The organism is Methylomonas sp. ZR1 (genome assembly GCF_013141865.1).
Lineage (GTDB): Bacteria > Pseudomonadota > Gammaproteobacteria > Methylococcales > Methylomonadaceae > Methylomonas.
Genome location: NZ_RCST01000001.1, coordinates 4,975,663 through 5,002,113, shown reverse-complemented (window position 1 = coordinate 5,002,113; position 26,451 = coordinate 4,975,663). Strand labels below are relative to the sequence as shown.

The 26,451-nt window shown below is 54.0% G+C and carries 28 protein-coding genes and 1 riboswitch; of the genes, 7 read left to right on the top strand and 21 right to left on the bottom strand.

Annotated elements, in window-relative coordinates:
• Positions 1-118: 118 nt before the first annotated feature.
• From DDY07_RS22915 to DDY07_RS22900, 4 genes are all read right to left on the bottom strand, one after another.
• Positions 119-907 carry a hypothetical protein gene (locus DDY07_RS22915; RefSeq protein ID WP_171697580.1) on the bottom strand — a complete coding sequence of 263 codons (789 nt, stop codon included), beginning with the start codon at positions 905-907 and terminating at the stop codon, positions 119-121.
• Positions 908-979: 72 nt separating this feature from the next.
• A riboswitch (cyclic di-GMP riboswitch) is annotated at positions 980-1,058 on the bottom strand.
• Between the two features lie 78 nt (positions 1,059-1,136).
• On the bottom strand, positions 1,137-3,671 hold the full coding sequence (locus DDY07_RS22910) for a TonB-dependent receptor (RefSeq protein ID WP_253734583.1): 2,535 nt from the start codon (positions 3,669-3,671) through the stop codon (positions 1,137-1,139).
• 301 nt (positions 3,672-3,972) lie between these two features.
• On the bottom strand, positions 3,973-5,124 hold the full coding sequence (locus DDY07_RS22905) for a FecR domain-containing protein (protein ID WP_171697578.1): 1,152 nt from the start codon (positions 5,122-5,124) through the stop codon (positions 3,973-3,975).
• A 137-nt stretch (positions 5,125-5,261) separates the two neighbouring features.
• A complete protein-coding gene (locus DDY07_RS22900) occupies positions 5,262-5,780 on the bottom strand; it encodes a sigma-70 family RNA polymerase sigma factor (protein WP_171697577.1) in 519 nt (172 codons plus the stop codon).
• A 332-nt stretch (positions 5,781-6,112) separates the two neighbouring features.
• On the opposite strand from DDY07_RS22900, the gene DDY07_RS22895 reads away from it, so the two are divergent.
• The 4 genes from DDY07_RS22895 (at position 6,113) to DDY07_RS22880 (ending at position 11,172) form a co-directional block, all read left to right on the top strand.
• Entirely contained in the window at positions 6,113-7,813 is a 1,701-nt protein-coding gene (locus DDY07_RS22895; RefSeq protein ID WP_171697576.1) for a glycosyl hydrolase family 17 protein, read from the top strand.
• Between the two features lie 99 nt (positions 7,814-7,912).
• Positions 7,913-8,710: a transglutaminase family protein gene (locus DDY07_RS22890; RefSeq protein ID WP_171697575.1), complete on the top strand. Its 798-nt coding sequence runs from the start codon at positions 7,913-7,915 to the stop codon at positions 8,708-8,710.
• Between the two features lie 89 nt (positions 8,711-8,799).
• Complete coding sequence (locus DDY07_RS22885; protein WP_033159087.1) at positions 8,800-10,110, top strand: hemolysin family protein; 1,311 nt, start codon at positions 8,800-8,802, stop codon at positions 10,108-10,110.
• A gap of 132 nt (positions 10,111-10,242) precedes the next feature.
• Positions 10,243-11,172 (top strand): 2OG-Fe(II) oxygenase, encoded by a 930-nt coding sequence (locus tag DDY07_RS22880; protein WP_253734582.1) that lies wholly within the window; start codon positions 10,243-10,245, stop codon positions 11,170-11,172.
• A 57-nt stretch (positions 11,173-11,229) separates the two neighbouring features.
• Here the strand turns inward: DDY07_RS22880 and DDY07_RS22875 are convergent, their stop codons facing one another.
• The 12 genes from DDY07_RS22875 to nifV all read right to left on the bottom strand — a co-directional run bounded on the left by DDY07_RS22875 (position 11,230) and on the right by nifV (position 18,690).
• Entirely contained in the window at positions 11,230-11,670 is a 441-nt protein-coding gene (locus tag DDY07_RS22875) for a SoxR reducing system RseC family protein (protein ID WP_101054168.1), read from the bottom strand.
• A 10-nt stretch (positions 11,671-11,680) separates the two neighbouring features.
• Entirely contained in the window at positions 11,681-12,211 is a 531-nt protein-coding gene (locus DDY07_RS22870; RefSeq protein WP_020483339.1) for a flavodoxin, read from the bottom strand.
• Positions 12,212-12,235: 24 nt separating this feature from the next.
• Positions 12,236-12,853: a Grx4 family monothiol glutaredoxin gene (gene grxD, locus DDY07_RS22865; protein WP_033159089.1), complete on the bottom strand. Its 618-nt coding sequence runs from the start codon at positions 12,851-12,853 to the stop codon at positions 12,236-12,238.
• A gap of 74 nt (positions 12,854-12,927) precedes the next feature.
• On the bottom strand, positions 12,928-14,229 hold the full coding sequence (gene clpX / locus DDY07_RS22860; protein WP_101054171.1) for an ATP-dependent Clp protease ATP-binding subunit ClpX: 1,302 nt from the start codon (positions 14,227-14,229) through the stop codon (positions 12,928-12,930).
• 1 nt (position 14,230) lies between these two features.
• A complete protein-coding gene (gene nifM / locus DDY07_RS22855; protein ID WP_367650901.1) occupies positions 14,231-15,082 on the bottom strand; it encodes a nitrogen fixation protein NifM in 852 nt (283 codons plus the stop codon).
• 2 nt (positions 15,083-15,084) lie between these two features.
• Positions 15,085-15,561: a nitrogen fixation protein NifZ gene (locus DDY07_RS22850; RefSeq protein WP_033159092.1), complete on the bottom strand. Its 477-nt coding sequence runs from the start codon at positions 15,559-15,561 to the stop codon at positions 15,085-15,087.
• A complete protein-coding gene (gene nifW, locus DDY07_RS22845) occupies positions 15,558-15,872 on the bottom strand; it encodes a nitrogenase-stabilizing/protective protein NifW (protein WP_033159105.1) in 315 nt (104 codons plus the stop codon). Before nifW ends, DDY07_RS22850 begins: the two co-directional genes overlap by 4 nt.
• A gap of 5 nt (positions 15,873-15,877) precedes the next feature.
• The gene (locus tag DDY07_RS24365; protein WP_256438917.1) at positions 15,878-16,000 is read right to left on the bottom strand and encodes a hypothetical protein; all 123 of its coding nucleotides are present in this window, start codon (positions 15,998-16,000) and stop codon (positions 15,878-15,880) included.
• A gap of 74 nt (positions 16,001-16,074) precedes the next feature.
• A complete protein-coding gene (locus DDY07_RS22840) occupies positions 16,075-16,614 on the bottom strand; it encodes a hypothetical protein (protein ID WP_084153507.1) in 540 nt (179 codons plus the stop codon).
• Positions 16,614-17,390 carry a serine O-acetyltransferase gene (gene cysE, locus DDY07_RS22835; protein WP_171697573.1) on the bottom strand — a complete coding sequence of 259 codons (777 nt, stop codon included), beginning with the start codon at positions 17,388-17,390 and terminating at the stop codon, positions 16,614-16,616. The genes DDY07_RS22840 and cysE overlap by 1 nt, the downstream gene beginning before the upstream one ends.
• On the bottom strand, positions 17,387-17,554 hold the full coding sequence (locus tag DDY07_RS22830; RefSeq protein ID WP_165385990.1) for a hypothetical protein: 168 nt from the start codon (positions 17,552-17,554) through the stop codon (positions 17,387-17,389). Before DDY07_RS22830 ends, cysE begins: the two co-directional genes overlap by 4 nt.
• An 11-nt stretch (positions 17,555-17,565) precedes the next feature.
• Entirely contained in the window at positions 17,566-18,690 is a 1,125-nt protein-coding gene (nifV, locus tag DDY07_RS22825; RefSeq protein ID WP_171697572.1) for a homocitrate synthase, read from the bottom strand.
• A gap of 410 nt (positions 18,691-19,100) precedes the next feature.
• Here nifV and DDY07_RS22820 point away from each other — a divergent pair, with 410 nt between their 5' ends.
• Both DDY07_RS22820 and DDY07_RS23975 read left to right on the top strand, forming a co-directional pair.
• A complete protein-coding gene (locus tag DDY07_RS22820; RefSeq protein WP_171697571.1) occupies positions 19,101-19,850 on the top strand; it encodes a hypothetical protein in 750 nt (249 codons plus the stop codon).
• Positions 19,851-20,114: 264 nt separating this feature from the next.
• The gene (locus DDY07_RS23975) at positions 20,115-20,741 is read left to right on the top strand and encodes a hypothetical protein (RefSeq protein WP_216614798.1); all 627 of its coding nucleotides are present in this window, start codon (positions 20,115-20,117) and stop codon (positions 20,739-20,741) included.
• Positions 20,742-20,925: 184 nt separating this feature from the next.
• Here DDY07_RS23975 and DDY07_RS22810 read toward each other — a convergent pair whose 3' ends face one another.
• The 4 genes from DDY07_RS22810 to DDY07_RS22795 all read right to left on the bottom strand — a co-directional run bounded on the left by DDY07_RS22810 (position 20,926) and on the right by DDY07_RS22795 (position 23,806).
• Entirely contained in the window at positions 20,926-21,186 is a 261-nt protein-coding gene (locus tag DDY07_RS22810) for a hypothetical protein (RefSeq protein ID WP_033159171.1), read from the bottom strand.
• 126 nt (positions 21,187-21,312) lie between these two features.
• Positions 21,313-22,527 (bottom strand): cysteine desulfurase NifS, encoded by a 1,215-nt coding sequence (gene nifS / locus DDY07_RS22805; RefSeq protein ID WP_033159170.1) that lies wholly within the window; start codon positions 22,525-22,527, stop codon positions 21,313-21,315.
• Positions 22,520-23,431 carry a Fe-S cluster assembly protein NifU gene (gene nifU / locus DDY07_RS22800; RefSeq protein ID WP_171697570.1) on the bottom strand — a complete coding sequence of 304 codons (912 nt, stop codon included), beginning with the start codon at positions 23,429-23,431 and terminating at the stop codon, positions 22,520-22,522. The genes nifS and nifU overlap by 8 nt, the downstream gene beginning before the upstream one ends.
• An 18-nt stretch (positions 23,432-23,449) precedes the next feature.
• Positions 23,450-23,806 (bottom strand): iron-sulfur cluster assembly accessory protein, encoded by a 357-nt coding sequence (locus tag DDY07_RS22795; RefSeq protein WP_033159169.1) that lies wholly within the window; start codon positions 23,804-23,806, stop codon positions 23,450-23,452.
• A gap of 195 nt (positions 23,807-24,001) precedes the next feature.
• On the opposite strand from DDY07_RS22795, the gene DDY07_RS22790 reads away from it, so the two are divergent.
• Positions 24,002-24,271: a nitrogen fixation protein NifZ gene (locus tag DDY07_RS22790; protein ID WP_171697569.1), complete on the top strand. Its 270-nt coding sequence runs from the start codon at positions 24,002-24,004 to the stop codon at positions 24,269-24,271.
• Between the two features lie 53 nt (positions 24,272-24,324).
• Here the strand turns inward: DDY07_RS22790 and DDY07_RS22785 are convergent, their stop codons facing one another.
• A complete protein-coding gene (locus DDY07_RS22785) occupies positions 24,325-26,406 on the bottom strand; it encodes a TonB-dependent receptor (RefSeq protein ID WP_171697568.1) in 2,082 nt (693 codons plus the stop codon).
• Positions 26,407-26,451 lie beyond the last annotated feature (45 nt).

Below are 26,451 nucleotides of genomic sequence, written 5' to 3'. Positions count from 1 at the left end.
CCCTGCCTAAATACACAAGCGGCCGCAGTAGGCGGCATGCGGGCACGAAGAGGGATTTATTTTGGAAAGTCCTTGCCCGGAGCGAATCTTGGCGACCGCCCCAAGCCCACTTTGCGCGTTAAGCCGCGACCGAGGCTTTTCTACGACTTTTACCCAGCAAGCCCAGCAGCCCGCTGCCGAACATCCAGACCGCCGCCGGTACCGGTACCGCCGATGGCGCCGTACTGGGAGCCAGGCTAAAAGTACCGACCACGGCATTGGTATTGGCGCCAACCAAACCGGCCCATAAACCGGTCCATTGCAAATCGCCGCTCAGTAGTAATTCGCCATTGCTGCTTAGCGACTCGGAGACGTTGGTCAGCTTCAAGAAATTTTGGTAGCCAAAACCGGTATCGTAGGTTTTGATATTCCAGGTGCTCCCGGTTTTTACCAGGCTAAAGTCGTAGGGCGTCAAAATGCCGCTACCGCCTTGGCTGGTTAATAACCAGGCGCCGCTCAGACCGATTTGACCGACCGAGGTATTGCCGGCGTCCATCGTCGTGGCTTGTTCGGTACGGCCATAGGGGCCGGCAGCCGGATAGCTGTTGGTCGTGGTGTTGGCGTTAACCGCAAACGACATCGCTGTGTTGGCGGTTGCCGATAGCGTCGTTCCGCCGGTGGTTGCGCCGGTGATACCCAGCAAATTGTCGCTGGCACCCCAATGTTTCGCGACAATCCAGCCATTCGGATAGCCACTGCCGACATTCACCGATGCCGCCGCAAAAGCGGCATTGTTGATGGTAATGGTGGCATCGCCGCTGACTTGTGCAGCGCTGGCTGTAGCAGGCGCCAAAACGGCGGTCAATGCGCTGAAGGCGAGCAGGCCGGCGCTTACCCATTGAGTGCGGTTGTAGTGCAAGATTGTCATTTTTTATTCCTTAATAAATTACGGTTAAAGTTAATCTGCAAATCGCCAACCCGAATTTCGGGTCTTAAACTGGCAGGTAACCCGGCTGTCTTAATCTCCAAGACCCGTGGCTTTCCGGCTCCGTCTCGCGGCGGATGTGGCATGTTTGTCGCGGTCCTTACGACATCACTCTAAATCCCTGAGTGAGGTGCTCCTGAAAAACTCCTGTGGCAAATAGTTAACGACGGCATCAGTACTTGATTGAAAAACTTAGAAACCCGGCGCGGCCGGCTGCCGGCGCTACCCGGCCCTCGAAATAGCCGTAGGGCTGAAAATAATCCTCATCACTGAGATTTTTGACCGTGGCCGCCCATTGGAAACGCCCGGTTTCGTAAGCCAACGCCGCGTCGAAGCTGTGGTAGCCGGCGGTTTTAAAGCGATTGTTATTGGATAAATAAGCGCCGGCGCGGGCGTACACGCCGAAGCCCAAGCTAAAACCTTGCAACTCATCTTGCTGAAAGCGGTAATGCGCCCAGAGCCGCCCGGCATCTTCCGGAACTTGAGCCAAGCGATTGCCGGCAGCCACCCCGGCTTTGTCGTCCATGAAGCGGGCGTCGGTATGCGCATAGTTTGCCAGCACGCTGAAGCCCTCGACCGGTTGCCAGAGCAAATCCATTTCGATACCGCGCGAGCGTTGCTGCCCTGCGGCGACCGAACGCCGCAGGAAATCGCTGCTGTCGGTGACCGCGACCTGGCTGCGCTCGATTTGGTACAACGCCAGTTGGCCGCTGAATTGATTCGCAAAATTGAATTTCAGACCGGTTTCCAGATGATTCGACAATTCCGGGGCCGGCGTATCGACGAAATTGACAAACGGTTGGCCGCGCATGCCCTCGCTATAAGAAATAAACCAGGAAACCTCGTCGTTTAGGTCGATCACGCCGCCGAGGCGCGGCAACCATTTCAGCGTATCCGTGGTGACATTTACCCCGGTTTGCGCGTTATTAAAATCGATACCCACCTTGCCCAGCCTAAGACCGGACAGCCAATGCAAACGCCGGTACAGCGTGCTTTGCCACTGCAGGTAAGCGCCGTAAGTGAGGTTTTCGATGAACTGATTTTCCCGGCCCGGACCGGGTACGGCATAAGGGGAGTCAAATATCGGTGCGCGCAGATCGACCGTACCGACGCCGAATCCTAAGGCGCCGAAATCGCCCTCGATAAAGCCGGCATCTTGCAAACGGCTGTAGTCCGCGCCCAACAACAGATTGTTTTCGCTAGGACCCAACTTGAAATTGCCCTGTAAATTGCCCAATACGCTGCGTTCATGCTGTTGTTGAAACAATTCGGCGTTCACCAGGGCCCAGCGCGATGCCGACAGCAAGGGCCGATCCGCGACCAGGCCATCGCTGCCGAACAGGGTCTGAATTTTCTCGTCGAATTTAGCCTGCGCATAGCGCGCCTTCAGGTTTAAGCGCCAGCTCCCGGTGAGCTGCCGGTCCAGCGTAGCCCATACCGCATCGGCATCTGAATGGCTATCGGGCAGATTGGCCGGCCCCGGGAACAGATCGGGCCGGGTAGCAAAATCGCCAGCGATGCTGCCGGTGGCGGGCAAGCCCTGGTACTCCGGTTGCTGCCAACGCGACAGTTTGGCTTGGATCGTCAAACGGGTTTGGTCGTTATCGGTCAGCGTCAGGGCCGGGTTAAGGTTAAAACGCTGCGTTTCGATTATGTCGATGTTATCTCTGGCGTTGGTATATTCGCCCGTCATGCGCAACAAAATATTGGCGTTTAGCGGTTGATTGACATCGAAAAACGGCTGATAAAAGCTGTGGCTGCCGATTCTAAAACCCGCTTCGCCGAAGACTTTGGCCTGCGGCAATTTGGCAAGCAGATTCACCACCCCACCCACCGGCGAGCCCGAACCGCCGCTGTAAAGCAAAGCGTTGGAACCCTTCAGCACCTCGATTCTTTCGATATTAATAGTGCTTTCCCGGTCACCGGGGTTGTAGTACTGGGTAAAGCCATCCAGCAGTTGTTCGGAACGAAAACCGCGAATTAATGTGCCTTCGATAACCGGACTATAGAGCGTATTGCGCGCCACTATGCCGCTAACATTGACTAAGGATTCGCTGAGGTTGATCGTTTGCTGGTCGTCTAACAAGGGGCGGTTAAGCGCGTGCACCGACTGCGGGATTTGCTTGATTGGCGTGTCGGTTCCGGTAGCGCTGGCAATATGCCTGACGGCATAGGTCCGCGCCTCGTCAAGCATCGGCTCGGTGGCGATTTCCGCACCGGCCTCCGCTGTTTTCGAGCCCACGACAGTCATGGCATCCAAGGTAACAGGGGGCGGCAGGCTAGACACCTCTTTTGCCGCCGGACTGCGTTCCAAAGTCACCGTGTCGGTATCGATAAAACGGTAGGTAAAACCGCTGCCATGCAGCAAGTGTGTCAACGCCTGCTCTGCCGACATGTCCCCGCGCAGCTCCGGACTGGCGAGCTCACGCAACATGTCCGCTGAAAAAATCAATTCCAACTCGGCTTGCGCGGCAAATTGAATCAGCGCGTTATTCAAGGACTGGCCGCCGATATTGAAGTGGCGAACCACTTCCGCAGCGACCGCCTGGCTGCTGCTCAATTGTCCGCCGGCCGCCACCAGCCCGATCAACACCCAGGTATCGACACCGACGCGGTTGCCTTTCAGCGCATAGCACAGATATACGGCTGGCCGATGCCATACGCCCACTGCCAGCGGGTAGCGAAAATCGTTAATCCGTGCTTTCAAGATCCGTCCTGTCCGAAAAATAATGTTTCTCAACATAGAAGTCGTTTCAGCACAAAAATCGATCACAAAAATTTCCTGATTGGCAAAAAATCGTCGCTATTCCGGCAAAACCGCGTTGAAAAAATCGCAGCGCTGCGCGACTGAGGAAGTTTCCGGCGGAAGGACGACTTTGGCTTGAATGCGGGTAATGAGGGACAGCAGTTGAAGGCTTGAGCCTGTGGACTGGGCTTTTCGCCCAATATGAGCCAAACCGATTTTGGCATGCGCGCAATACCCTGAGTGGCTTGCAGCATTAAAAAAATCAGCGATGCAGTAACACCCAGGGACCGATACGGGTTTCTTGCAACGCCAGCGCTTTACGCACCGAGGACAGCGCCTCATCGGGCGCATCCAGAGAAAACACCCCGGTTACCCGCAGATTTTTAAGTGTGGCATCCGCCAGAAATATCCGTCCCAATCGATAGCGCTCCAACTCGCTGATCAAGTCAGCTAAAGGTCTATCGTTGATCACTAGGCGATGCTGCCGCCAAGCGGACTGTTCCGCGCCCACGGCCCGCGGATGCGGCAGCGGCAGTCCGGGTTGATAGACCAAGCCCTGCCCCTGGGCGACGGTAACGTCACTGTCCTGATCCGCCGTACTGACCGCTACGGCATGCTCCTGGACGCTCACCTCGGTAGGCCCGGTCGCGGTTTTATACACGTCAAACACCGTGCCCAAGGCGCGGACCGTCAAATCGTCGGCCACTACGTCGAAAGGCCGCCGGCTATCCTTTGCCACCGTAAATTGCACCTGGCCGTGGTGCAAGATGATACGTCTGGCCGCGGCGGTGAACGCTACCGAAACCGCGCTATTGGTGTTCAGCAGCAATCGGCTGCCGTCGCTGAGTTGAATCTCGCGAATTTCACCGGTTTGCGTGCGGTAGTCGCTAAAATAATCGCTAAATAAGCGCGCTTGTTGCGGCATGATCAGACTAATCGCCAACAGCCACATCGCCGCGACGGCCAGCCCGGCCGTAAACCAGGTACGGCGCGGCCTGGCCAAAGGCCGGCGGCTGGCTGGTTTATCGGCCTGGCTCTTGAATAACGTTCGCCCTGAGCCTGTCGGAGGGGTCACCAGTCTGGGCTTCGACGAGCTCGGCTGACACGGAATCCTTCTGATAGATAGGGCTGGGTCAATAATCTGGCCAGCGGCACGATTTTGTTCCGCCGCCGTGTGTCGAGACGCGGGTTGCAGCGATTCGCTCGCACTGGACAAACTGCCTGCCAGCACCATATCGCGGAACAAAGCTTCAGCCTCGGTAAATGCCTGGGCATGCAAGGGGTCGCGGCTCAACCAATCGGCGAAGGCTTCGAGTTCCGCATCGTCCAATCTGTCGTCGCGCAGACAAATCAACCAGGCGATGGCCTGATCTTGCAGACTGGTGTGAGCGGATTTGTCGGACGGCGCTGGCATGCAATCTCCCATTATGCAAGGCTGTTATTGATAAAGACGTGCGAGGCGCGAAAGCGATCATACCAAGTAAGGCAAGCGGCGGCAGTCAACGGCATCGGGATGAAGTGGGTTGCGGAAAAATAATGCGGGCTTGCTGTTTAATCGGCCAGTTGCCGGGCGCAATGCGCCATGGCTTGGGCCAGCAGCTTATTGACCTGGGACTTGGAAATCCCCAAACGTTCGGCGATTTGGGTATAGGTCAGGCCATCGACCCCATGCAGTAAAAACACAGTACGGCAGGCTTGCGGCAACTCGCCCAGCGCATGCTGCAACGCGGCCAAACGTTGTTGACCTATCAACACCTGTTCCGGCGGCGCGGCGTTACCGGGAAGAGTGTCAACCAGCGCATCAATATCTTCGTCGGCACCGTAACGGTCCCTGACCATGGTTTTGCGCTGATGATCGATGGTCAGATTAATCGCAATCCGAAACGCCATGGCCCGCGCATTATTTGGCGGCGTTTTCTCGGCTATTTGCCGCAGTCCCAAGTAGGTGTCATGGGTTAATTCGGCGGCAATGTCCGGGCATTTCAAGCGCCCGGTTAAAAAGCGCAATAACTCATCGGCCAAGGACTCGGTCCAGAACGCGGAAATATCGGTCATTGGCTGTGCACTCATGCGTATCGGAAATATCCAAAGCTTCAATCAAAAACAGCAGCCGGCCGGCACCCCGCCAAAGCCTTACCGCATAGCTGCGTCAGAGCGTTTGCAATTATCGAACCAAAGGCGAATATTGCCGGCAAGCCTCGCCCGGCGTCCTGCCCTGCTTTGCTCCATAGTGGCAGGCCGCCCGCGAATGCGGCAAATAACCTGCGGCATAACCGGCAGATAACATAGTTTTATCGAGAATCGCCGCCAGACTCAGCGACTTTGATTTTTAGCGCGCGCCAAGACTGTATAATCCCGGCAATCCCACATATTTATTCACTCAGCTTAACCATCCCCCAGTCATGCGCACCACCCATCTGTTTTTCTGCCTCATTTTCATCCTTGCCGTTCACGGCGCTATCGCCTGGAGCCTGAATCGCCCCCAGGACGCCGGTGTCGATGTGCCTTCGGGTAAATTGCGCAGTTTGTCGTTCGCCCCTTATCGCGATGGATTCAGTCCGATCGAAGAAAAGTTTCCATTGCCCGAACATATCGACGCCGACCTGGGTTTGATTGCCGATAAAACCCATACCATCCGCACTTACTCCATCCTCGGCGGCATGCAGCCGACGCCCGAATTTGCGCGCAAACACGGGGTGGAAATGATTCAAGGCGGCTGGCTAGGCGATGGGCATGCCAGCAATAAAAAGGAAATCGCCGCGCTGATCGAAGCGGTGAACGCCCATCCGGATGTGATCAAACGAGTGCTGGTCGGTAACGAAGTGCTGCTGCGTAAAGACATGGATGTAGACACGCTGATCGGCTATATCCGCCAGGTTAAACAGGCGGTGAAACAGCCGGTGTCGTATGCCGATGTCTGGTCTATATACTTGAAATATCCGCAACTGATGCAGGAAGTCGACTTTATTACCGTACACATTCTGCCCTATTGGGAAGACGAGCCGGTGGCGATTGAGGAGGCGGCCGGACATGTGGAGAAGATCGTCCAACAAATCGAAGCCAAAGCCCACAGCATGGGCCTGAACAAGCCGATTCTAATCGGCGAATCCGGCTGGCCGGCCGCCGGCCGCCAGCGCGGCCGAGCGGTGCCCAGCGTGGTCAACGAAACCCGCTTCATCCGCAGCCTGATTGACGTAGTAAACCGGCACGGTTTGGATTACAACATCGTCGAAGCCTTCAACCAGCCCTGGAAAAGCCATAACGAAGGCGTGGTCGGCGCCAACTGGGGCTTGCTGACTATCGACCGCGAACCAGTGTTTCCGCTGACCGGCCCGGTTTACGAAAATCCGGACTGGCTAGGGCATTTTGCCTGGGCGACGGGTTTGTGGCTGGTAATGGTTGCGGCCTACTTTAAAAAATTGGCCCATTTGCCTTGGCCGCGCCAGATTGTGTTTTTGACGCTGACCCAAGTATTTAGCGTTTGTCTGGTCACGCTGGCAAGTTTTGCGTGGTTTACCAGCTATAGCCTCTGGCAACAGGCTTACACCCTCTTGATTATCGCCGCCAACGGCGTGTTGAGCGCTTTGCTGCTGCAACGCAGTTATGCGATTTTAGCCGAGCAATCCGTAGCGCCGACCCTGGCCCATCGTTTGAGAAATACCTATCTATTTTTCGGGATTTTAGCGCTGTACAAAACTTACAGCCTGGCGTTCAACGGTCGGTATCTAAGCTTTCCCGTCGAACAATTCGCGATTCCGGCCCTCGGCGTCTGCGGTTTGATCGTGTGCCTATGCCTGGCCCAGCGGCGCTTTTACCGGCAGATGCTGCGCTTTGACAGCCTATCCGGCGGGGATTCGCAAACGCCACGCGACCGCTTGCTGGCCTATTTTTTAAGCGCCGGCACCTTGGCGGTAGTGATCGGCGAGACCCACGAGTTTATGGCGGCCTACGATTTCATCCAAGCGCATCCCGGCTTTAGTGAAGGTTTGCCGGTCGCGCTGGGGTATACGTTTTACAATCAGCAGCTCGTCGCGTGGTTGCTGTGTATACTGGTGCTGTCGATCCCGTTCTGGCCTCTCCGCTCAGGCAAAGCCAAGATTTAACCTGCAAGACCAAGTGGCTTAAGCGGCTGGTATCGGCATCTAACGGGCTGCGCTTGCCATCAACGCTGATTTTTCGATAATCAACACCAGGACCCTCATATGTGGCTGCGCACGAGTTGCGAAATAACCTTCGATGTCAGCATCGACACCCCTTTTATTTTGATGCTGCGGCCGCGTAGCGGCGCAAATCAATGGGTGGCGCGGGAGTCGTATACCTTGACACCGACGGTGCCGGTCTTCGAGTTTACCGACTACTACGGTAATCTTTGCCAGCGCCTGATTGCCCCACCCGGCGAGTTTGCCGTGCGCACCAGCGCCGATATTCACACCCATGAGCACATCGACGTCTGCCCCGGCGCACCGTTTACGGAAGTGCAACATTTGCCGGATAGTGTGCTGACCTATTTGACACCCACCCGCTATTGCGAATCCGACCGGTTTATCGAACTGGCCCAGGACATCGTCGCCGACGCCATCCCGGGCTATGACCAAGTCGCCACCGTGCACCGCTGGCTGCGCGAGAATATCCGCTTCAATCCGGATTCACCGCATTTCCAGCTCTCGGCGGTTGAAACCAATCTGGCCGGCGAAGGCGTCTGCCGCGAACTGGCGCATTTGGGCATCGCCCTGTGCCGGGCTTTATGCATTCCGGCGCGAATGGTGGTCGGTTATTTATACGGTTTGCAGCCCATGGATTTTCACGCCTGGTTCGAGGCTTATGTGGATGGGCGCTGGTACACCTTCGATCCCACCCAAGCCGAGCCTTGCGGCGGCCGGGTCATCGTCGCTTACGGCCACGATGCGGCGGATGTGGCCATTTTTACCCAATTCGGCCCGGCGCTGTATCCGAGCCATATGGCCGCCAATGTCGAACGCCTACCCGGTCCGCCCGATTAAGCGCGATCTGAGCTGAGCAGCATCACGTAACAAGCAAAGACCCTGATTACCGGTATAATGCTGTTTCCGCTGTAATCAATGCTTTATCTATGAGTAATCTTGTCCTGGTCGCCTGCGCCTTGCTGCTGGTATGTCTCAACGGCTTCTTTGTCGCAGTCGAGTTCAGTTTGGTTAAATTGCGACAAACCCGGATTAAAGCCATTGAACAAACCGAAGGTTGGCGAGGCAGAATACTCGCCAAAGTACACAGGCAACTCGATGCCTACTTATCCGCTTGCCAGCTCGGCATTACCCTCGCCTCCCTGGGTTTGGGCTGGATCGGCGAACCGGCTTTTGCCGACCTGTTAGTTCCGCTGTTTGCCAAAGCCGAAATCACCTCTCCGGAAATTATCCACAACATCTCGTTTGGCTTTGCGTTTTGCACCATCTCCTTTCTGCATATCGTGGTAGGCGAACAAGCGCCCAAATCGCTGGCGATCCGCAATCCGGAAGGCATAGGTTTATGGAGCGCCGGCCCGCTGTATGCGATGTATTGGTTGATGTATCCGGCGATTTGGTTGTTGAACGGCAGCGCCAATCTGGTGTTGCGCATAGCCGGCTTGAGCAACAGCCACAATCAAGACAGCCACTATTCCAACGAGGAATTGAAACTGATTTTGCGCTCCAGCCGGGCCGGTGAAAACCTGACCAGCGACGAATGCAATGTACTGGCCAAGGCCCTGGATTTCGGCAAGTTGGAAGTATCCGATTTAATGCGGCCTATCCACGAAATCACCGCGCTGTACCAAGGGCAATCTCAACAACAAATGCTGGATACGGTCTATAAAAGCTGCTTCAGCCGCTACCCGTATTTCGATGGCAACGGCATTGACGTATTGGGCGTCATCCACTTAAAAGACTTATTCCTGGCGCAACAAAACGGCCAGCAAATCGACGATTTGGAACCCTATTTACGGCCGATTCAACATATCTCCGCGCATATGCCCGCTCTGGAATTATTCCGCCGCTTTACCCAAGGTTCGCCGCACTTTGCCGTCATCGGTCAGAAAGGCCACAAGCCGCACGGCTTCATCACCTTGGACAATTTGCTGTCGGCCATGGTCGGCGAAATCCGCGACGAATTTCGGAAAACCGAAAGCGACTGGACCCGTCAGGACGACGGCAGTTTGCTGGGCAAAGGCAGCTTGCCGATTTTCTCCCTGGAACGGATTCTGGGCATCGACGTGGAAAACGAAGAACTGGATCTGGATGATGTCGATTCGGTGGGCGGCATGATTCTGGCGCAATTGCGCGACATCCCCGAAGCCGGCGAGCGCATCGCCTTTAACGACTTTGAAATCGTCGTCAAGGAAATGAACGGCCCGCGCATCGAGTGGGTACAGGTTTATCCGAAGCAATAATGTAAAAAGATCACAGTGTAGCTAGCGACTCAGCCACCCCTTGTAGCCGCGATTAGCGAAGCGTAATCGCGGGAATGATCAGTTGTAGTTGTATTGCTACCTCTCAATTTGATTCTAATAGGAGCTTAGCTGTTGCTCTCACAGCCCATCCACCACGATAGCCCGTTCCCGTTTTTTTACGACAATTCCGCATTTTCTAGGGAGCAGTGCGCGGCGCTTGAGCGTTTATTTTTGCTGGATGCCGAGTGGCAGCATCGGGATGGGGCGTTTTACCGGTGCTCGCTTAGAGACGTTACCGAGCACATTCCAGCGGCATTTCAAACCGAAGTACTCATTAGAATGCGCGAGATTACCGGATTGCCGCTGACGAATCGTCTGTTAGTCACGGCGCAACGCATGCTGCCTGGACAAGTGATTGGCAGACACAGCGACCGGCCGCTGGTGGGTTATGAGATTGCCCGGCTGGTTGTGCAACTGAATAAGCAATGGCAACCCGAGCATGGCGGGGTGCTGGAGTTATTCGCATCACCGGAGAGTGACGCGGTTTTTCGTGTCAATCCGGAATACAACAAAGCCTTTGGCTTTTTGCTGCATGCCGATTCATACCATGGCGTTACGGAGGCTATTCAGCCACGGCAAAGCCTGGTTTTCAATTTCTGGCATGCGGCAAATACTCCAGAGCTTGCCGCGCACGTGCAAACCTTGTTTGCCGACATGCATTTTTCCGAGCTGCCGGCGACACTCAATGCGGTGGCCTCGGCGGCGGAATCGCATCTGCCCGAGGAAACGACCTTTCATGCCGGCCTAGCGGCGCTGGCGTTGCATCGCTGGGGCTACGACGCGGCTAGCGTTATCACAGGCTACCACCACAGCGCCGGCCTTACCGCCTGCGACAGCAACAATGGAGAAACCTATGCCGCCGTGTTGCTGGCGGATTGGGTGGCGTGTTTGTATCGGGACTCGTTTGATCTGGCCCGTTGGCAAATCTTGCAACACGAGCTCAAAGGAATGGAAATGTTTACACGCCTGAAACCGACATGGCAGCTTTGTCTGCCGGCGTAGCGCAAGCAAACGGAAGCGGACTGACTTTACACAACCAGTGCGTCAACCAGCGAAAACTCAATCGCTGCCGAGTTTCTTGACAATTTGCGGCTTAAAACAAAGATGGAGCAGTAGCAGATTTTGACAGCGGTTTATCAACCAAAAGCCGGTCAGCAATGTGCTTAACGCCACTTCGGGCAAGTAACCCGTGTTATACGGAGCGGGTAGCCAGGCTTCGGCCAAGCCCACCCCGATCAGCATAAAAATCAACGGCACCAGATAGAGTAACAGCGACGTGAGCAGCAGTTGACCATCGTCTATCGCCACCATCACGTGGTCGCCGGCTTGCAGGTTTATGTCGCAATCGACTGGAAATTCGCGCTTGGGGAGCACTTTTGCCAGTGTCGCCGTGCCGCAGGATTGTTGTTGCAAACAGCCGCTGCAGGCATTGCTTTGCAGACTTTTAATCCAAGTACGGCCATCGCTAACGCGGGTAACGACGGCCGCTTCTTCGATCATAGCTAGCCTATCAAGCCCAGGCGGAGGAAATAGAATCCAACCAAGCGCTGAGCCGGCCTTCGCTCAGTTCTTTCTGGTTGTCTTCGTCCAAGGCCAAACCGACAAATTGGTCGCCCAGCAAGGCTTTGGATTTTTTAAAAGTGTAACCTTCGCTGCTGGTCATGCCGACGATGGTGGCACCGGCGTCGGCAAAGGCGTCATATAAAAAGCCTAAGGCATCGACGAAATTGCCGGGATAACCTTCCTGGTCGCCCAAACCGTAGATCGCCACGGTTTTGCCGGAGAAATCGGCGCCCGCCAACGTGGGCAGAAATTCTTCCCAGCTCTCGTTATCGTGTCCGGCGCTCATGCCTGGCAGTTCACCTTCGCCGTAAGTTGGCGAACCGACGATCAAGACGTCGTAGGCCAACAAATCGTCCACGGAGGCTTTATTGATATTGACCGGCTTGTCGGCCGCATCGCCCAATTTCGTCGCAATGGTCTTGGCTACTTTGCGTGTGTTGCCGGTATCGGTACCGAAAAAAATGCCTACTTTTGCCATAGTGTTGTCTCCTTGTTAACTAGATCAGATTTGAATTTGCAGTAAGCCCGGATTTGCCGCCGGTTGCTGAGCGGCCCAAGCTTCAGGCGTATGTGTCTTTAGCGTGACGGCATGCAAACGGCCGGAAGCCAGCGGCGCACTCAATGTAGCCATGACGCCCTGATGTTGTTTGATCATGGGTTGATCGGCGAACAATTCGCTGACCACGGTGATGTTCAAATCGCAACCGGCGCCTTCGATGCCGATGGTCGCCCCCGGATAGGCCGCCAGAATCAAGGCTTCCACTTCGGAATGGGTAATGGTTTGACTGGCGTCCGCACTCTCGGCGGGCTGAACGGTCGCTTGCAACAGCGGCAACAAAGTCCCCTCTTTGTACATGGCCTCGACAATGTCGGCGCCACCGATCAGTTCACCTTTGATGAACACTTGCGGGAAAGTGGGCCATTTGGAAATGGACGGCAGCTTTTCGCGGATGAACGGCGATTGCAAGACGTTGACATAAGCGTAAGGGATCTTGGTTTCGTTCAAGATGCCGACAGTCTTCGCGGAAAACCCGCATTCCGGAGCGCTAGGCACGCCTTTCATATAAATAATCACCGGATTTTCGGCAAGTTGTTGCAAGATTTTTTCTTTAACGCTCATAGTAGGTTTCTCGATTAACTAAAACTTTTCAATGCAACGACCGGGCTTCAGCTTGTGCAGCCCGGCCGCCAAACTCACTCTCCGCCCGATAACCGCTTCAAATCGTCACCGTCAGTGGGTTTGTCGCGCGGCACGACTTCAATTTCGGCTTCGCCGCGTATCACCTCGGCATTGACGATGCAGCGCTCGACGTCCGGTCTGGAGGGTAAATCGAACATGGTGCGGCGCAGTACGTGCTCCATGATGCCGCGCAAACCGCGGGCGCCGGTGTTGCGGGCGATGGCTTTTTCGGCGATTTCCACCAAGGCATCCTGGGTGAATTCCAGCTCCACATCATCGAAGGCAAACAGATGTTGGTATTGTTTAACCAAAGCGTTCTTCGGTTCGGTCAAGACTTGGATCAAGGCATCCACATCCAAGGGCTCTAACGGCGCCAACACGGGGAAGCGGCCGATAAATTCCGGGATCAAGCCGAAGCGTTTCAAATCGTCCGGCTGTGTGGCATTCAGCATCGCTTCCAGCGTCGGTTTGTCGTCCGGGTTGCTGACTTCGGCATGAAAACCGATAGCGGTTTTCGGCGGCAGCAAGCGTTTTTCCACGTGTTTTTCCAGGCCCGGAAACGCGCCGCCGGCTATGAACAGAATATTGCTGGTATCCACCATGACCGAATCATTACCGCTGTGATCCTTGCGCCGGCCCTTGGAAGGAACCTTGACATGCGAGCCCTCGACCAGCCGCAACAAGGCTTGCTGCACGCCTTCGCCGGACACATCGCGGGTACCGAACGCCTGTTCCGGGCTGCGGGCAATTTTGTCCACTTCGTCGATATACACCATACCCCATTCGGCTTTGCTTATTTGGCCGTCGGCCACATCCAGCAAGCGCACCAGGATATTTTCCACGTCGTCGCCGACATAACCGGCCTGGGTCAGCGTGGTGGCGTCAGCAACCGCAAACGGCACACCGACGATTTTCGCCAGCGTGCTAGCCAGCAAGGTTTTGCCGGTACCGGAAGGGCCTATCATCAGAATATTGGATTTACCGATTTCCACGCTGTCGTCGGACTCGCCCAAACCGCCGACTTTACGGCTGACGTTTTTCAAGCGCTTGTAGTGGTTGTATACCGCGACCGACAGAATTTCCTTAGCTAAATCCTGGCCGATCACATACTGATCCAGCATGGCTTTCATCTCGGCGGGCTTTGGCAAAGGGCCTTGCATATCGGCTAATTCTTTCTTCTTGCCCCAGCTGGATACCACCTGGCTGGCCAACATCACGCAGGCTTCACAGATGTAGCCTTCCGTGCCGGCAATCATCGGCACGGCCGCCGACGCTTCGATACCGCAAAACGAACAATGTTTGGGTTCTTTTAACATGTTAGGCACTCCTGTTGACTGCGGGCAGACTGGCCAGCCACGTGCGCTGGCAATTTCTGCGGTAACGATCCTGCATGATCTGCTGAATCTTCGGTGTCGCTTTTTTCAGCGACATGGTTTCGGCCGGGATGATTTTCAGGCATTGAATCACATGAAAACCCATCTCGGTTTCCACCACATCGCTAATGGCGTCTTCTTTCAAATTAAACAATACCGCATCCAGCTCCGGAAACAAGGTGCCTTTGGCCACTGTCCCCACTTCGCCGCCCTGCACTGCCGTCGGGCATTCCGAATACTTCAGCGCCAAATCGGCAAATTTATGCGGCTTACGTTTCAAGGTGCCGAGAATCTCGTTAATCCGCCGCCACGCCGCCTCGCGGGTATTGTCTGGGTAATCCGGATTGATACTGATCAAGATATGTCTGGCCTGGCGCGTCTCGGGTTTATGGAATTTTTCCGGGTGCGAGTGGTAGAAAATGCCGATTTCCACCTCGTTAACCTTGGGTGCGCGGGCGGCCACTCTATCCATCACCGCATCGACTTTGCACTGCCGATACAAAGCCGCTTTCAGCATATCGACATCCAGGCTGTTGGCGTTCAATGCCGCTAAAAAGGCGTCTTCATCTTCAAAGCGGCCGCGCACTTCCTTGTAAGCGCGGTCCAGCTCTGTATCGGAAATCACCACGCCGGTCGCTTCGGCGGAGTTCAGGACTCGGCCTTCGATTTCGTATTCGTTTTTGGCTTGCACTTCCACCTGGCGCAGTTGCAGTTGCTCCAATTCGGCCGGCGCTTTCTGGAACAGGCTCAAGGCGGCACGCAACAGGGTGTAAGGCTCTATCGACGTCTGGCTCATCATTATGCCTCCGGTTCTTTAAACGTGGCCGGATCCGCCGGCTCCAATACACTTTCCGGCACCTGCATGGTTTTACCCGGAAAACGCACGTGGTAGAGCAAAGGATCGCTGTCGCGCAACACTTTCAGGATTTCGCCTTGGGTGCCGGCCGGGTAATTACCGTCCTGGGTGGGGATGTCTATCGTACACACCACCTGATCGCGAAACTCGAAGCGGCTTGGATTCCAGGGTGCATCAGCCGGGATCAATTCTTCGGCGCGGCAGCCTACCATGCGTCCCGCATCCAAAAAATGCACGGTGTAAATCACTTGGTCTTGCAGAAAGGTGCCGACTTCGATGACATTGCCGACACTGCCCCGGCGCAGCAAAAAGTCGCCGACATCCATACCCGGATAGGTGCCATCGTTGCGAACGTTGCGCGTCAGCCTGACCCGTTCGCCGAATTCAAAGCGCTCTTCGTCGTAACGTTCGTCTATCATGTTTTAATATCCGCTAGGGAAACAAACACGGTTTGCGGTTCCATCATCTTAAAGACCTTAAATACTTTTTCGGTCTGTGCGTCGGAGTCCACAAAATCACTGTAAGCACGCTGCAACAGCTTTTTGTAGACTTCCCGTTGCGCATCTTCGTCTTCCGGCATGTTATCGCCAGCTTGGCTCAGATAATTGTGGAAGCGCTGCAGAATATGCAGCCGATTGACGTGGACGACGGTGGTATCGTATTCCAGCTCGAAATAGCGCAGAAAGTCTTCCGCAGCTTCCAGCTCTTCCATATCTTCTTCTAAACTCATCGTCATTACCTCATCATCAGGTGATCGAGATTGGCAGGTTGTTCTCCCAATGCGTACACCACTAATAAAACCACCAGCATCACAGCTGTTTGGGCCAAAAATGGATCGGATTTTTGTTTTTTCATCATGGCGATCACCTTTAGGTTAATAGCGCGGAACAACAAACATCACTTATCGTGGGCATCCAATTGTTGGGCGATGCCTACCCGAAAGCTTGCGGCATGCGAAAAATCCCTTCCGCCGCCTCTTGCCGACGCACAACCAGCTCCAAAAGCCCCTGCGCGCCTATCCTGTCTTTGTCATCCAAGGACACCAACTTTTCGAAAATCGCCTTGCTCAGTTCCAGATTTTCCAAGCGCATATTCAAGAAGCCGATAGATTTCAACGTAAACAGATATAGCCTGATCCGAGTCAGCAAGTCCTTTGGCGCCTCGCTGATATGCGTTCTTTCCAGCTGCCGCCAATCTTCCGGAAAATCGATGCCGGGCCGGATCAAGTTCAAGGCCCGCTCGGAGATCAATAAGGCCTCCGGTAAACGATGCTGGTAGTAATAAAACCGATTCAAAGACACCAGCACATTCAAGGATTCCGGTGCCCGCAAATACGCCTGTAATAACGGCAGCTCCGCTTCACCGGTGGCGTACAGTTCGGAAGCGTATTGGATCAAGTCCTCAACTTCCTGGCTGTCGGCTTTCTCGTAGTACAAGTCCTTGGCGTCGAATTGCAACAGATCCATTTCCATCACTTGCCACCTGCTGCTTGCTTCAGTACCACCACGTCTTCGCCGTGGCAGACACCTTCCGCTTCGCAGCTGCCGCAGGTTTCTTCCGCGACCACAAAGCGTTTTTGATTGTTTTCCAATTCGTCCAAACGGTCCACCAAGCAACTCAGCGCTTTGCCCACCGGATCCGGCACTAAATGGTGATCGAGGTCGATACCGCGCGGGTCCTGAATTTTTATACCTTTCTGCTGGATAATTCGACCGGGAATACCGATGACGGTGCAGCAAGGTGGCACGTCTTTGATCACCACCGAGTTGGCACCGACGCGCACGTTATCGCCCAGATTGATCGCGCCGAGGATCTTGGCACCCGCACCGATCAACACGTTATTGCCTAGCGTCGGATGGCGTTTTTCCTTGTTCCAGGTAGTGCCGCCCAGCGTCACGCCGTGATACATGGTCACGTCGTTGCCGATCTCAGCGGTTTCGCCGATCACTACGCCGGCACCGTGATCGATAAAAAAGCGTTTGCCAATGGTGGCACCGGGGTGAATATCGACGTTGGTCAGCCAGCGGGCGAAAGCCGCCAGTAAACGCGCCGTCAATTTCCAGTCCGCATGCCACAAGCGATTCGTTACCCGGTGCAGCAACACCGCATGCACACCGGGGTAAGCCAACAATACTTCCGGTAAGCCGCGTGCTGCCGGATCCCGGGCAAACACGCAAGCCACATCGTCGCGCCAGTCTTGCCAGAGTCCTGATGCAACGCTGGGACGCGACGGCGACAAAAACATCATTTTGCCAAGCTCCAGGTGGTTTTGCCGGGCATCGGCACGCCAGGCACCCGGAAGAACGAACCGGGGTAACGGTCATCAGGCAGTTCGTGCTGCGCCGCAGTTTGCTGTGGTACGTCGACTTTGGCGGTGCTGGGCACGGCTGGTTTTTGACGATTGCTACTCATCTGACACCTCGCTATAGGCTGTGTAAAAATTGATTCAAATCGGTCGATTGCGGTGCGCGTTTATGCAAACTGACAAACTCGCGAATCAGCGGCAGCAGGCGGCCGGCCTGCCAGCGGTTAATCTGGATGCCCAGTTGTTTGTAGGCGTGCATCACGCCTTGACTGCCGGAATGCTTGCCCAGCACCAATTGGTGACTGCGGCCGACCAAGGCAGGGTCGACGCCTTGATAATTGTTGGGATCTTTCAGCAAGCCGTCGACGTGGATGCCGGCTTCGTGACTGAACACGTCGCGGCCGATCAAACTTTTACGGCTGCCTATCGTGTCGCCGGACGCAGTCGCCACCTGATGGGACAGAGCAGGAAAATTGCGCAAATCCACACCGGTTTCAAAACCGTACAGCTGTTTCAAACCCACCACCACTTCTTCCAACGCGGCATTGCCGGCCCGTTCGCCCAAACCGTTGACGGTGGTATTGACGTGGGTAGCGCCGGCATATGCGGCGGCCAGAGTATTGGCGGTGGCCAAGCCCAGATCGTCGTGGGCGTGCATTTCGATGTCCATGTCGGTGACGGCGCGCAGCTTGCGAATTGCTTCAAATACGCCGAACGGTTCCATGATGCCGACCGTATCGGCAAAGCGAACTCTTATCGCGCCGGCGCTTTGCGCAGCCTCGGCCATTTGCGCCAGAAAGTCGCTGTCGGCGCGAGACGCATCTTCGGCCCCCACGCAAACCCGCATGCCGGCATCGACCGCGGTTTTCACACAGCGCTCAATGGTAGCCAACACCCAAGCCCGGCTTTGTTTCAGTTTATGTTGGATATGTTGATCGGAGGCGGAAATCGATAAATCCACGGTACCGACGCCCAAGCCCAGGCAGTGTTGCAAATCTTCTTCACGCATCCTGGACCATACCAATAAATTGCTAGGCAATTTCAATTGAGCAATGGCTTTGATTTCGTCGCGTTCCTGTACACCCATGGCCGGGATACCAATCTCCAACTCCGGCACACCCAGCGCGGACAACTGCTTGGCAATCGCCAACTTTTCCTCCAACGAGAACACCACGCCGGCCGACTGCTCGCCATCGCGGAGCGTGGTGTCGTCGATAATGATGGTGCGGGGATCAGAAGTCATCGCCAAGCCTCATACTGCCGGTGTCTAAAACTGAGCAACCAGATTGGCTACTCCTTTGCTAGTGATTAAGCAATTCGCTTGCCAACTGCTAAATCTGCGGAATCCTTGGGCTTTACTGTGTGATTGGCAGACTATCGACAAGACAACCTCGCAACCGCAAAGGCAAATTGTCGCAAAGCCGACAATGGTCTGTTCGCAGCCTGCGCCAGTGGTACGCAAATTCCACAATGCCCACCGTACTGGTAGTTAAAGTAAGCCGACATACATTTCTTATATTCAAAAAATTGGCCTCGAAAATATTTTGACTGATTATTTTTACTAGCTTACATTCTTGACTTGGAGGCCCGGCAGGTAGCGCCGGCGCCGCCTGTTCAGCATGTTTCCGGATACATCACTTAGGAGGAACACGTATGACTTCACGTAAAAATGGTTGGGCTTGCATGTTTGGCCTGTTGGGTATTGTCACCTTGGCACAACCGGCAGCAGCCGGCGCCATCTTGTCACCGGTGGCGGTGATCAACAACACCATAGGCAACTATTCGGGTATTGCGGGATTTCCGGCCAAAACCGACGAAAAGCCGATGTTTAACCAATCCGGTCTATCCGCCGGTTTTAGCAGTGGCGCCACCGCGTTTGCCGATTATATGAACTTAAACCCAACACATATTGGTGCCGGCCCGGAAATCGGTAACGGCTGGATCAGCCCGGCGTATTGCCCGTGCACCGGTATTCTGGATTTCGATTTGGGGGCCATTTACAAGGTACAGAAAATGGCTTTATGGAATATGGCCTCTAACAGCGGCGCCAACGTCGCGTCGATCAGTTTGTTCACATCGTTGGAAGCCGATTTTTCCACGTCCAATAAAGCCGGCGACTTCACCAACCCCGAAATGCCCAGCGATTTGGACCCCACACCACCCTACCCGGCAACGGTGTTCGACTTGATTGACAGCGAAGCGCGCTATGTGCGCTTACAAATCAACTCTTATTACGAAGCCTATCTGGTTTCGGAAATTGGCGAGATCGCCTTTGACGTAGCCGCACCGGCGGCTGTACCGATTCCGGCAGGTATTTGGTTGTTTATTTCCGGATTTGCCGGCTGGGTTGGCAGCAGTAAAAAGGCTGGCCTGACTGCTGCGGTTGCGCGAAACATCCTCTAACAGACTAAGGTATATCGAATTTGATGTCTGCGCTTGCGCAATACCGATGTCGGCATTTTTTACATCACTCAACGTTTTAAATGGCATTATCCTAATACTGCTCAATACCTGCTAACTCAACCTATTGAATTTATTGGTAAAAACAAACAACATATAAAATGGAACGTATTTTGCTTTTAATCTCGGAATCAGGAACAGCGCCTACAGTTCTTGAGTTTCTGTCAATTGATAGGCGTATTTTTACGCCGTTTGAAGGGGTCGCCGATGTTATCCAAAAAGCTTTATCCGTTAATACTGATTACCGCCGCATTCAACGCACAAGCCGCGACGATTAACTTCGATGCGCTACAGCCGTTCGACAATTACGCCCCGGTTCCAGCAGGTTACGGTTCTACCGCGGACGTGGCGGTATCGTATTCCAGCCTGAACCTCAATGGCACAACAGCTTATAACGATGCTCTATTGTGGAATGCCGGTTATGCCACTTTAAACTCAGCGGCGTTTGCTCATACATCAGGACTGCTTTTGAGCATTACGCTGACGGCAATCAATCCAAATCAGGGCGTCACCTTGGAAAGCTTCGACGTTGCTGCGTATCCAGGGCCGGGAAATTTCACTCGCAATGCGAGCGACTTGAGAGTGGTTGATGGTACCAACCCTACCAACATTTTTGTCGATTATGCACCTTATGCAGTACCCGGCGACGCACCTCATACTTTCACCCCTGGCGTTACTGCTCATTCGATTAGAATTATCCTGGGCACCGATTGGAACAACGGTATTAACAATATCAACTTCAATGTCACCGCTGTGCCTGTACCCGGTGCGGTATGGCTTTTCGGCAGTGCGTTGGTTGGTTTGGGCCTTAACCGAAAAACCAGAAAGGTTTGAGCGAACTGCTCTGCCAAAATGCAAAAAAGGCGGTTGAACAACCGCCTTTTTTGGTTCTGTGATAAAGGCTTAAGCCGGCATTGGATGCCCTTCAATGCAATAAACGGCTCAGAACTATCTCAATTTGCTGGGGGTTAACCAGGTCTTCGCTACCGATTTAATCCAAGTTGCTGGCTTACAGCGTTCAGCCTTCCGCCTCACAAACTGCTTTAAATTCTGCTATGCCGGCAGTCAAACGCGAGCGCAGAAAATTCAGTTGTCTTTGCAGTTCATCCTCGGCGTCGCCGACATTCTTGAAAACCTGGACGACTTTTTGATCATTCAGCAAACTCGAATAGTGAACATCAACAAACTCCAGCACTTCGGCGTTGAATTCGGTGATGGAACTCAATGCGGCTTCCATCTTGGATAATACCGCGCGTAAATCAGCAAGCGTTTCAGCCATAACAATCCTCAGTGAAAATTTTTGGTGTCAACACCGGTTTATGCGGCGTTGACTCAAAACCAAACTGGCCGAATTGCCCGTGGCCTCAGGGGCACCGTTGCAAACCCGACCAATCAATACACTCAATCAAGCATAAGTGGGTTGGAAAGCCTGTTCCGGATCGGCAACCGGTTCGTTGTTGATGCTGTCCCAATACGGCGACAGTTTCCGCAAGGTAGCGACGATGCTGGGCATCACCTTCAACACTTCGTCCACTTCACTCATAGTGTTGTAGCGCGAGAACGAAAAGCGGATGGTGCCGTGCGCGGCGGTGTACGGAATATCCATGGCCCGCATCACGTGCGAAGGCTCCAATGAACCCGATGTACACGCCGAACCACTGGAAGCCGCGATACCGGCTTTATTCAACAGCATCAAAATCGCTTCGCCCTCGATATACTCGAACGCAATGTCTGTGGTATTGGGCAAGCGGTTGTTTAAATCACCGGTGATAAAGCAGTGCGGCACGGCGGCAACGATGCCTTGCTCCAGACGGTCGCGCATCGCTTTGACCTGCACGTTTTCGTATTCCATGTGCTCCATCGCCAATTCGCAGGCTTTACCCAAGCCGACAATCGACGCGGTGTTTTCAGTACCGGCTCGGCGGCCGCGCTCTTGATGTCCACCGCGCAAAAGCGGGCGAAAGCGTGTGCCACGCTTTAAGTACAACACCCCAATACCTTTCGGTGCGTGCAATTTGTGCCCGGAAATCGACAACATATCGATTTTGGTGTCTTGCAGCATCATCGGAATCTTGCCGACCGCCTGCACGGCGTCGGTATGAAACATCACGCCGGCCGCATTGGCCATTTCGGCCATTTCCACCACTGGAAAGATGGTGCCGGTTTCGTTGTTTGCCCACATCACCGAGACAATTGCTACTTCATCGGATAACAGATTTTTGTAGGCTTCCAGATTCAAACGACCGCATTTATCCACCGGCATGCGGTGGATGGTGTAGCCCTCTTTCTCCAGGTTTTCGCACAAAGCCAAAATCGCCGGATGCTCCACCGAGGTGGTGATGATTTCCTTGCGATTGGGCTGAGCTTTGATCGCCGACAAGATCGCCGTGGAATCGGACTCCGTGCCGCAGGAGGTGAAAATAATCTCGGAGTCGTGCTCGGCACCGATCAACTCTTGCACCTGCGAGCGCGCTTTCTTGATGGCCTTGGCCACGCCGTCGGCGAAGCGATGGATAGACGATGGATTACCAAAGTACTCGGTAAAATACGGGATCATCACATCGACCACCGCGCTGTCCACCTTGGTGGTCGCGTTGTTATCCAGATAAATATCAGGCATGACTGGCCTCCTCTATCGTGACCAATTTCGGCATTTGCGAGGCCGGCACGACTTTAATGAATTCGCCCATCACTTCCATCAAGCGTTGCTGAATACCGGCAATGGTCATGGCGGACATTTGGCAGCCATTGCAAGCGCCGGTCATATTCACGTAAGCAGTTTTATCCACCACTTCTACCAACTCGACGTCACCGCCGTCGGCCATCAATTGCGGCCGGAAGGACATGATCACTTCTTCAATTTTCTTGATGCGTTGCAGATTGGTCAGCGGGCCTTTGGCAACCACAGGCTCGGGTTTGGCGACCGGCGCCGCATTCGGATCGAAAGTCTCGCCGCGCTCTTTCAGGACTTTTTCCAGGATCGCTTCGATGTCTTCGTGGCAGGCCGCGCAACCGCCGCCGGCTTTAGTGTAGTTGGTCACGTCTTCAACGGTGCGTAGTTTGTTTGCCCAGACCATTTCTTCGATCATCACCGCATCAATAGCAAAGCATTTGCAGACCAACGCGCCTTCTTCGTGATCGTCTTTCCATTCTTCGCCACGATAATTAGCCACCGCCGCTTGCAAGGCTTCCCGGCCCATCACTGAGCAGTGCATTTTTTCCGGCGGCAGGCCGTCCAATTCGGCGGCGATGTCCTGGTTAGTGACTTTTAAGGCTTCGTCTAAAGTCAGGCCTTTAATAATTTCGGTCAGCACTGAAGAAGACGCAATCGCCGAACCGCAACCGAAGGTTTGGAAACCGGCATCTTCAATCACTTCAGTGTCGTCGTTGACTTTCAAGGTCAAACGCAAAGCGTCGCCGCAACTGATGGAACCCACTTCGCCAATCGCGTTGGCATCCGCCACCGCGCCGGCATTTTTAGGGTTAAAGAAGTGATCTTTTACTTTATCTGAATAATCCCACATAGCTATTTCCTCGAATGCTTAAGAACAGGTTTTTGGTGTGCCGCCGCTTTCGCCGGTGGTAAATGATGATCCGCAGGCACAGCTTTTCACCGCGTTGGGATTGGTAAATTTGAAGCCGGAACCTTCCAGGCTGTCGACGAAATCGATGGACATGCCATTCAGGCTGGGCAAGCTTAGCGGGTCCACAAATACTTTGACTGCGCCGCAGTCGATGACGGTATCGTCCGCATTTTCTTTTGCTTCCAGTTTCATGCCATAAGACAAACCGGAACAACCGCCATCGGTCACTTCGATGCGCAGCCCACCGGTCGGCTTGTCGGAACTGCTGATAAAACGACCCACGGCTTGGATGGCGCTTTCGGTTAATGTAATCATCTTTAAGTCTCCTGAACGGTTTGGCATTGATCTTGTAAACAGTTAAAGCAACCTGCATGCCATACGCGAAAATTTCAGCTAAGACGCTGAAATTACTCAACCAAAAGCAGCAGGCCAACCTTAATCGGCACGCCGTTTCACAACAAACCCGAGGTTTTTGTCGGCTTTACTACAAAACTCTCACAGGAGCACAGCATGAACGTAGAAGATTTGGATTTGGGCGACGTGGTATATGCCGCGCATACGATTATTGACGATGGCAGTATGCCGGACAGCGAGGAAGGCGAAGTGCTGGCGCAAGCAGGCGCCCGCGGCGTGATCGTGATGAAAGGACATGTTGAAGAAGATCCTGGACTCACCGTGTTTTTAGTCCGCTTCGAAGACCAGGATCTAAATCTGGGCCGGCCGATTGGGTGCTGGACCGAGGACTTGGTTGTTCCGGAAAAAGAGTTGCTTACCCATTAACCGCATTTCGCCCTTATAAAATCGCCCGACAACCTATTCGCGCCGGTTCAATTTTAAAACTTGGCGCTGATACCGCCGGTAATGGTGGCGCCCGGCGCGATATACCCGATACCTTCATACTTATCGTTACCGATATTCATGAAGGTCATCCGGGCGATAACATCCTTGACTAAGGTCTTGGCCACCCCTAAATCGTAGGTTGCATAGCTTTTATACACGGCAGAGCCGCCCGGTGCGGTAGGTAAATTGGTCTCGGTAAAGTATCGGTCGCCAACGTAATTAAAAGCACCGAAAACCGAAAAGCCGTAAGGCAGGCTAACATCAGCCCGCAAACTACCTTGATCTTGCGGCACATTGGTAAGTTGCTTGCCGATCAAATTAGGATTCCTATCGTGCTTGGTGACAATCGAATCGTTCTTGGTATAACTCGCGTACAAAGTCAGGAAATCGCCTAGCTTCCACATCCCTTCGACCTCAACACCCTCGGCCCGAATGGCGCCGATATTAATTTTGTCGGTGGTGCCGACCGTCGCGCCGCTTCGTTGCACTGTGGCGATAAAATCCTCCGCAGTCGTATTATAGATCGTGGTTTTGATATATCCCTGCCGGCCAAAGTAGTAATCCAAGCCAATATCGCCGGAAACGGCTTTTTCGGGAGTCAAATACGGGTTACCGTAAGCCACGGTCGTCCCACCCCGCCTGCTATTGCCGTAGAGCTGAGAAACATCCGGGGTGTTAAACGACTGACCTATCGAGCCGCGCAGCACTAAATCATCGGTGAGCTTGTACGAAAACCCACCCTTAGGCGAGAACGAGTCCTCCGCATGATTACCCCATTGGCCTTGCCCAGGGAAACTGGTTTTGGTATCTCTGAATTGGCCGTCTGTCTGCCACAGATCCCAACGCCCGGCCAAGCTTACGTTCAACGGTCCATAATTGATTTCGTCTTGCAAAAATATGCCGCTCAGTTGAATACCGCCCTCAACAAGCTGTTCTCTGCCACGTTCCGCAGGAAACTGGTTAATCATGGTCATTTGACTGTCTGCATGTTGTCCGCCCACCGTCAATTTGTGATGGCTGCCTATGTAATGGCTATATTGCGCGCGAATACCTGCTTCCATATCGTCAAAATCGCCGCGATAGGAAATCAGACTGGCGGCCATCGTGCCGGGGCGGGCCACATCCGGACTGGTTGCATTGGCAGCGTTTGCACTATCGGTATCCATTCGGCCAATACGGCTGTATAAGACTAACGTGGCTTCAGAACGCTCCCCCAAATAGCGATAACGTGCCGAACCCAGATATTGCTCTCTATCTTGGGCTATATAATCAGGAATTCGATATAAGCCTGTTGCAACGTCGCTCAAATAGGAAAAACTCAGATCCAGCAGATTAGAGGCATCAAATTCGTGCGTAAATTTGGCGCCTACATTGGTCTTACGTGTGCCGGTTTTATCGCGTTGCGATAAGGGAATGGCAGCCACACTCGTATCCGGACGCCACATGTTATAGCCGTCGCTTTCCAAATAACTGGTTGATACCGAACCGCCGCTGTGCTCGCCGCCGTAAGAGACGATACCTGCTTCACGGATCGTTTCCATGCTGCCGTATTCGCTATCCACTTTGCCTTTCACGCCGGGCGTAATCGCTTTAGAAATAACGTTTATTACACCGCCCATCGCATGGTTGCCGTAAAGGGCCGAACCGGCGCCTCTGACAATTTCCACTCGATCCACGTCAATAGTGCCCAGTTGCGACCAATCCACCTGACTGTCGTAGGACACATTCATAGGCACATCGTCGATCAATACCAAGGTGCGGCCATTGCCCGGCAGGCCTCGGGTATAGGTCTGGGCAATCCGATTGGGAGACGAGGCATCCATGCGGCTGGCATACACACCCGGCACGCCCTTGAGTAGTTGATCGACGGTTGTCGCGTTGGATTTTTCGATACGCTCCCTATCGATCACTGTCACCGTAGCCGATACATCGCGAATACTGCGTTCGGTTTTGGTTGCGGTAATCACCATTTCATCCAGCTCATCAGGCGCTTTTTCCACAGCGGCCAAATTCAACGGCATGATCAAAGGTAATACCACAGCAATGTTTTTGGTGGTGGCACGAATAGGTAACATTGATAGCCTCAAAGTCCTTTAAAGTTTACGGAAGGGTCGGGATTG

Excerpts from the sequence above, each read along its gene's own strand:
- DDY07_RS22915 (WP_171697580.1), bottom strand. The coding sequence starts at position 907 with ATGACAATCTTGCACTACAACCGCACTCAATGGGTAAGCGCCGGCCTG.
- DDY07_RS22905 (WP_171697578.1), bottom strand. The coding sequence starts at position 5,124 with ATGCCAGCGCCGTCCGACAAATCCGCTCACACCAGTCTGCAAGATCAG.
- DDY07_RS22900 (WP_171697577.1), bottom strand. The coding sequence starts at position 5,780 with ATGAGTGCACAGCCAATGACCGATATTTCCGCGTTCTGGACCGAGTCC.
- DDY07_RS22895 (WP_171697576.1), top strand. The coding sequence starts at position 6,113 with ATGCGCACCACCCATCTGTTTTTCTGCCTCATTTTCATCCTTGCCGTT.
- DDY07_RS22890 (WP_171697575.1), top strand. The coding sequence starts at position 7,913 with ATGTGGCTGCGCACGAGTTGCGAAATAACCTTCGATGTCAGCATCGAC.
- DDY07_RS22885 (WP_033159087.1), top strand. The coding sequence starts at position 8,800 with ATGAGTAATCTTGTCCTGGTCGCCTGCGCCTTGCTGCTGGTATGTCTC.
- DDY07_RS22875 (WP_101054168.1), bottom strand. The coding sequence starts at position 11,670 with ATGATCGAAGAAGCGGCCGTCGTTACCCGCGTTAGCGATGGCCGTACT.
- DDY07_RS22870 (WP_020483339.1), bottom strand. The coding sequence starts at position 12,211 with ATGGCAAAAGTAGGCATTTTTTTCGGTACCGATACCGGCAACACACGC.
- grxD (WP_033159089.1), bottom strand. The coding sequence starts at position 12,853 with ATGAGCGTTAAAGAAAAAATCTTGCAACAACTTGCCGAAAATCCGGTG.
- clpX (WP_101054171.1), bottom strand. The coding sequence starts at position 14,229 with ATGTTAAAAGAACCCAAACATTGTTCGTTTTGCGGTATCGAAGCGTCG.
- nifM (WP_367650901.1), bottom strand. The coding sequence starts at position 15,082 with ATGAGCCAGACGTCGATAGAGCCTTACACCCTGTTGCGTGCCGCCTTG.
- DDY07_RS22850 (WP_033159092.1), bottom strand. The coding sequence starts at position 15,561 with ATGATAGACGAACGTTACGACGAAGAGCGCTTTGAATTCGGCGAACGG.
- nifW (WP_033159105.1), bottom strand. The coding sequence starts at position 15,872 with ATGAGTTTAGAAGAAGATATGGAAGAGCTGGAAGCTGCGGAAGACTTT.
- DDY07_RS24365 (WP_256438917.1), bottom strand. The coding sequence starts at position 16,000 with ATGATGAAAAAACAAAAATCCGATCCATTTTTGGCCCAAACAGCTGTG.
- DDY07_RS22840 (WP_084153507.1), bottom strand. The coding sequence starts at position 16,614 with ATGGAAATGGATCTGTTGCAATTCGACGCCAAGGACTTGTACTACGAG.
- cysE (WP_171697573.1), bottom strand. The coding sequence starts at position 17,390 with ATGATGTTTTTGTCGCCGTCGCGTCCCAGCGTTGCATCAGGACTCTGG.
- DDY07_RS22830 (WP_165385990.1), bottom strand. The coding sequence starts at position 17,554 with ATGAGTAGCAATCGTCAAAAACCAGCCGTGCCCAGCACCGCCAAAGTC.
- nifV (WP_171697572.1), bottom strand. The coding sequence starts at position 18,690 with ATGACTTCTGATCCCCGCACCATCATTATCGACGACACCACGCTCCGC.
- DDY07_RS22820 (WP_171697571.1), top strand. The coding sequence starts at position 19,101 with ATGACTTCACGTAAAAATGGTTGGGCTTGCATGTTTGGCCTGTTGGGT.
- DDY07_RS23975 (WP_216614798.1), top strand. The coding sequence starts at position 20,115 with ATGTTATCCAAAAAGCTTTATCCGTTAATACTGATTACCGCCGCATTC.
- DDY07_RS22810 (WP_033159171.1), bottom strand. The coding sequence starts at position 21,186 with ATGGCTGAAACGCTTGCTGATTTACGCGCGGTATTATCCAAGATGGAA.
- nifS (WP_033159170.1), bottom strand. The coding sequence starts at position 22,527 with ATGCCTGATATTTATCTGGATAACAACGCGACCACCAAGGTGGACAGC.
- nifU (WP_171697570.1), bottom strand. The coding sequence starts at position 23,431 with ATGTGGGATTATTCAGATAAAGTAAAAGATCACTTCTTTAACCCTAAA.
- DDY07_RS22795 (WP_033159169.1), bottom strand. The coding sequence starts at position 23,806 with ATGATTACATTAACCGAAAGCGCCATCCAAGCCGTGGGTCGTTTTATC.
- DDY07_RS22790 (WP_171697569.1), top strand. The coding sequence starts at position 24,002 with ATGAACGTAGAAGATTTGGATTTGGGCGACGTGGTATATGCCGCGCAT.
- DDY07_RS22785 (WP_171697568.1), bottom strand. The coding sequence starts at position 26,406 with ATGTTACCTATTCGTGCCACCACCAAAAACATTGCTGTGGTATTACCT.